The 5,182-nt window shown below is 66.7% G+C and carries 5 protein-coding genes; all 5 read right to left on the bottom strand.

The window, feature by feature from the left end:
• A partial coding sequence (gene proB / locus WA317_RS18725; RefSeq protein WP_425174461.1) for a glutamate 5-kinase occupies positions 1–690 on the bottom strand: 690 nt, incomplete at its 3' end.
• Positions 691–742: 52 nt separating this feature from the next.
• Positions 743–2,185, bottom strand: a complete 1,443-nt coding sequence (gene obgE, locus WA317_RS18720; protein ID WP_425174460.1) for a GTPase ObgE — start codon at positions 2,183–2,185, stop codon at positions 743–745.
• Positions 2,186–2,452, bottom strand: coding sequence for a 50S ribosomal protein L27 (rpmA, locus tag WA317_RS18715; RefSeq protein WP_425174459.1), 267 nt, complete (start codon positions 2,450–2,452; stop codon positions 2,186–2,188).
• A 48-nt stretch (positions 2,453–2,500) separates the two neighbouring features.
• Positions 2,501–2,812, bottom strand: a complete 312-nt coding sequence (gene rplU / locus WA317_RS18710) for a 50S ribosomal protein L21 (protein WP_425174458.1) — start codon at positions 2,810–2,812, stop codon at positions 2,501–2,503.
• Positions 2,813–3,164: 352 nt separating this feature from the next.
• Positions 3,165–5,182: Rne/Rng family ribonuclease (locus tag WA317_RS18705; protein ID WP_425174457.1), on the bottom strand; the 2,018-nt coding region annotated here is incomplete at its 5' end.

The raw sequence follows: 5,182 nt of genomic DNA, 5'->3' as shown, positions 1-5,182 counted from the left end.
GGCCAGCACCGCCGCCGACACCTTCGACGCCATGCCACCGGTCCCCAGGTGGCTGCCCTGACCGGCGACCACGCCGTCGAGATCAGCAGCATCGGCGACTTCCGAGATGAACGCCGCACCACCTTTGCGGGGGTCGCGGTCGTACAGCCCGTCGATGTCGGAGAGCAGCACCAGGGCGTCGGCACCCACCAGGTGGGCGACCAACGCCGACAGCCGGTCATTGTCACCGAACCGGATCTCGTTGGTGGCCACCGTGTCGTTCTCGTTGACGATCGCCACCGCGTGCAGCGCCCGCAACCGGTCCAGGGTGCGCTGAGCATTGGTGTGCTGGACCCGCATCGAGATGTCGTGCGCGGTCAGCAGCACCTGACCGACGGTGCGCTGATAGCGACCGAACGCCGCGCTCCACGCGTTGACCAGCGCGACCTGTCCGACGCTGGCCGCGGCCTGCTTGGTGGCCAGATCAGTCGGGCGCCGGTTCAAACCGAGCGGCTCGATGCCGGCGGCGATCGCCCCGGACGAGACGATGACAACGTCGGAGCCGGCTTTCATGCGCGCCTGAATCGCTTCGGCCAGCTCGGCGAGCCGGCCGGCGTCGAACATTCCCGACGGCGTGGTCAGCGCGGCCGTGCCGATCTTGACGACGACTCGACGCGCAATTCGGACAGCCTCACGCGCCGCGCTGTTCATTAGCGCCGCTCCTCCTCATCGCTTCGCTCTGCATCGTCGCCGGCGCTGGTCCTCATGAGCGGTCGCGGCGCTGCCGGCGGGCTGCTTTGCGGTCGGCGGCGTTGACCCGCTCGGTGCGTTCTAGGCGTGGGTCGGTGCCGCGGTTCGACAGCGCGACATCGACACCGGCGGGTGTCTGCGGCTCCCAGTCGAAAGTCATGTCGCCGATGGTCACCGCGCATCCCGGCTCGGCGCCCAGCCGCAGCAGTCGGTCTTCGACGCCCAGACGGGCCAACCGGTCACCGAGGTAACCGACGGCTTCGTCGTTGTCGAAGTCGGTCTGGGCGATCCAGCGTTCCGGCCGCACGCCACGCACGATGAATCCGCCCTGCCCGTCGGATTCGACGGTGAAACCCGACTCGTCGACAGGTATCGGCCGGATCACCGGCCGGCGCGGCACCAGCACCGGCTGCGCGGCCTGGTAGGTCGAGATTATGTCGGCCAGCGCGAACAGCAACGGCTGCAGGCCTTCTCGACTGACGGTCGACACGTTGAACACTGGCCATCCGCGTTGGGTGATGTCGTCGTGGACGAACTCGGCGAGTTCTCGGGCCGCCGGCACGTCGATCTTGTTGAGCACCACCGCTCTGGGCCGGTCGGCCAGGTCGCGCAGCGTCGAATCACCTTGCAGCGTCGGGGTATACGCAGCGAGCTCGGCTTCCAGCGCATCGATGTCGGACACCGGATCGCGATCGGGTTCGGCGGTGGCGCAGTCGACGACATGGACCAGCACCGCGCACCGCTCGATGTGGCGCAGAAAGTCCAGGCCGAGTCCCCGTCCTTGTGACGCGCCGGGGATCAGGCCGGGCACATCGGCGACGGTGTAGGTGTGGTCCCCCGCCGAGACCACGCCGAGATTGGGTACCAGCGTGGTGAACGGATAGTCGGCGATCTTGGGCTTGGCCGCCGAAATCACCGACACCAGCGAGGATTTCCCGGCCGACGGGAATCCGATCAGGCCGACGTCGGCAACCGTCTTGAGTTCGAGGGTGAGGTCTCGGGCCCGCCCCTTCTCCCCCAGCAGCGCGAAGCCGGGCGCCTTACGGGCCCGCGAAGCGAGCGCGGCGTTGCCCAGACCACCGCGGCCGCCGGCCGCGGCTTCGAATCGGGTGCCTGCACCCACCAGATCGGCGAGTAGCCGACCGTGCTCGTCGAGTACCACGGTGCCATCGGGCACCATGACCTCCAAGTCGGCGCCGGCGGCCCCTTCACGGTTGCTTCCCCGGCCCTGCGTGCCGTTCTGCGCGACGATGTGGGGCCGGAAGTGAAAGTCGAGCAGGGTGTGCACCTGCGGGTCGACGACCAGGACGACGCTGCCGCCGCGGCCGCCATTGCCGCCGTCCGGTCCGCCCAGTGGCTTGAACTTCTCGCGGTGAATCGAAGCGCAGCCGTTACCGCCGGAACCCGCCCGCACGTGGATGACGACGCGGTCGACGAACCGAGGCGCTCGCGACACTCAGCCGGTGGTCTGGCCGGTCGGAACGATGTTGACGGTCTTACGCCCGCGCTTCACACCGAATTCGACAGCACCCGCCGCTTTGGCAAACAGCGTGTCGTCACCGCCGCGACCGACACCGACGCCCGGGTGGAATTTGGTCCCGCGTTGCCGGACTAGGATCTCGCCGGCCTTGACCAGTTGGCCACCGAACCGCTTGACACCCAGCCGCTGGGCGGCGGAATCGCGACCGTTGCGCGAGCTGGACGCACCTTTCTTGTGTGCCATGGTTTGTGGTCTCCGCTCAGTGTTGGTTGTTCTTCGCCGGACGGCTCATCACGCAATTCCAGTGACCCGCAGCACGGTCAGCCGCTGACGGTGACCCTGCCGCTTGTGATACCCGGTCTTGTTCTTGAACTTGTGGATCCGGATCTTGGGGCCCTTGGTGTGCTCGAGCACCTCGCCGGTCACCGCAACGTTGGCCAGCGCATCGGCGTCAGTGGTGACGTTCGAGCCGTCCACCACCAGCGCCACGGGCAACGAGACGCTGGCACCGGGCTCGGAGTCGAGCTTCTCGACCTTGACCACGTCGCCGACTGCAACCTTGTACTGTTTGCCGCCGGTCCTGACGATTGCGTAGGTCGCCATCCTGGTCTCTACCTCTTCTGTTCGGGCTGGTTCTTCGTCGTTGCGTGCGCACGCTGTCACGGTCACGGTGCGGTGCTGGTTCTGGGGGATGTGCCGGCGAACCTTCGGTTGCGGCCTGGCGACAACTGGTCAAGGTTACGTGACCAGCGAACAGGGGGTCAAACCGGCGCCAGGCTGCACGATCAACCAAGCACCGCCACATTCGCCACGGCAGTCACTGGCAGAAGCGGATGGCTTTGTGCCCACCAGTGAGCGACACGAGGAATAATCGCTCCGAGCCGGGCACAAATCAACCCGTGATGCTTAGTGACTAGTGAGACAGTGGAGTCGCGTGTGACTGCGAATCCCGGGATCAGTCCTCGTGCACCGGCGGGCCCGCCGGCCGGGCTGCGGCGCGGCGCCGACGCCCCTGCGCAGGAACCGATGCGGCGACAGCGGGCGTGAAGCCGTCCTGATCGGCGTCTTCGTCGTCGGAGTCATCGTCGGCGTCTTCGTCGTCGGAATCGTCCAGCTCATCGTCCTCATCGAGGTCGAGTTCGTCATCCTCGTCCTCGTCCTCGTCGTCATCCGTGTCGTCGAAGTCGTCGTCCGAGTCGTCCGAGTCGTCTTCGGCGTCGTCGTCTGTGTCGGTGAAGTCTTCGTCCTCGGTCTCGGCGACGGCCCGCGATTTTGCCCGCGCCTCTTCCGATTCGTCATCGATCTTGCCCGCCAACTCCTCGTCAGAATCGTCAGCCTCGTCGGACTCGTCGTCGGGTCGGCCGTTGGCCGCGGCCATCGCCTTGAACATCGGGTGCTCGCCGGGCGAGTGCTCGGGCACCTTGGCCACCGCAGCGTCCTCTGACCGGTTCTTCTTCGAACGCCTGCCGCGGCGGCTGGTCGAGTCGGATTTGCGGCCGCCGGCCGTCGAGTCGACCGGATCGGCGTGCAGCAGGATGCCGCGGCCGGCGCACTGCGGACACGAGGTGGAGAACGCCTCGATCAATCCGGTCCCCAACCGCTTGCGGGTCAGCTGCACCAGCCCCAGCGACGTCACTTCCGAGACCTGATGGCGGGTGCGGTCCCGGGCCAACGCCTCGGTGAGCCGGCGCAGCACCAGGTCACGGTTGGATTCCAGCACCATGTCGATGAAGTCGATGACGACGATGCCGCCGATATCGCGCAGCCGCAATTGGCGGACAATCTCTTCGGCCGCCTCCAAGTTGTTTTTGGTGACCGTCTGCTCGAGGTTGCCGCCGGACCCGGTGAACTTGCCGGTGTTGACGTCGATGACGGTCATCGCCTCGGTCCGATCGATGACCAGTGTGCCGCCCGAGGGCAGCCACACCTTGCGGTCCATCGCCTTGAGCAGTTGCTCGTCGATGCGGTGCACCGCAAAGACGTCAGGGGCCGTCTGCCCCCCGGAAAGCTCCGCGGGCCCGTACTTCGTCAGCTTGGGGATCAATTCGGGCGCAACCGATTTGACGTAGTCGTTGATCGTGGCCCAGGCATCGTCGCCGGAGACGATCAGTTCACCGAAGTCTTCGTTGAACAGGTCGCGGATGACCTTGACCAGTACGTCGGGCTCTTCGTAGAGCGCGACCGCGGCGCCGGCAGCCTTTTGCTTGGTTTCGACGGCGGTGGCCTCGATCTGATTCCAGCGTTTCTGCAGCCGGTTGACGTCGGCGCGGATGTCGTCTTCTTTCACGCCTTCCGAAGCCGTGCGGATGATCACCCCGGCGTCGGTGGGCACGACCTCCCGCAGGATCTCTTTGAGGCGCTGACGTTCGGTGTCGGGAAGCTTGCGACTGATTCCGGTCGACGACGCGCCCGGCACGTAGACCAGGTAACGCCCGGCCAACGACACCTGGGTGGTGAGTCGGGCGCCTTTGTGGCCGACGGGATCTTTGCTCACCTGCACCACGATGAAGTCGCCGGGTTTGAGGGCTTGTTCGATCTTGCGGTTGGACCCGCCGAGACCGGCAGCCTCCCAGTTCACTTCACCCGCGTACAGCACGCCGTTGCGGCCACGCCCGATGTCGACGAACGCCGCCTCCATCGAAGGCAGCACGTTCTGCACGATCCCCAGATAGATGTTGCCAACCAGGGAAGCGGAGGCCGCGCTGGTGACGAAGTGTTCGACGACGATGCCGTCCTCGAGTACCGCGATCTGGGTGTAGCGGGAGCCCTGATGCGGCGGCTCGGTGCGGACCTTGTCGCGCACCACCATCACCCGCTGCACCGCCTCGCGGCGAGCCAGGAATTCGGCTTCGCTCAACACCGGCGCGCGGCGCCGACCGGCGTCGCGCCCGTCGCGGCGCCGCTGCCGCTTGGCCTCCAGCCGGGTCGATCCGTCGATGCCCTGAATCTCGGTGTTCGCCGAGTCGCCGTTTT

The sequence above is a fragment of the Mycobacterium sp. genome (genome assembly GCF_049802695.1).
Lineage (GTDB): Bacteria > Actinomycetota > Actinomycetes > Mycobacteriales > Mycobacteriaceae > Mycobacterium.
Note: the sequence above shows the minus strand (reverse complement) of the source record. Positions and strands in the feature narration are given on the sequence as shown.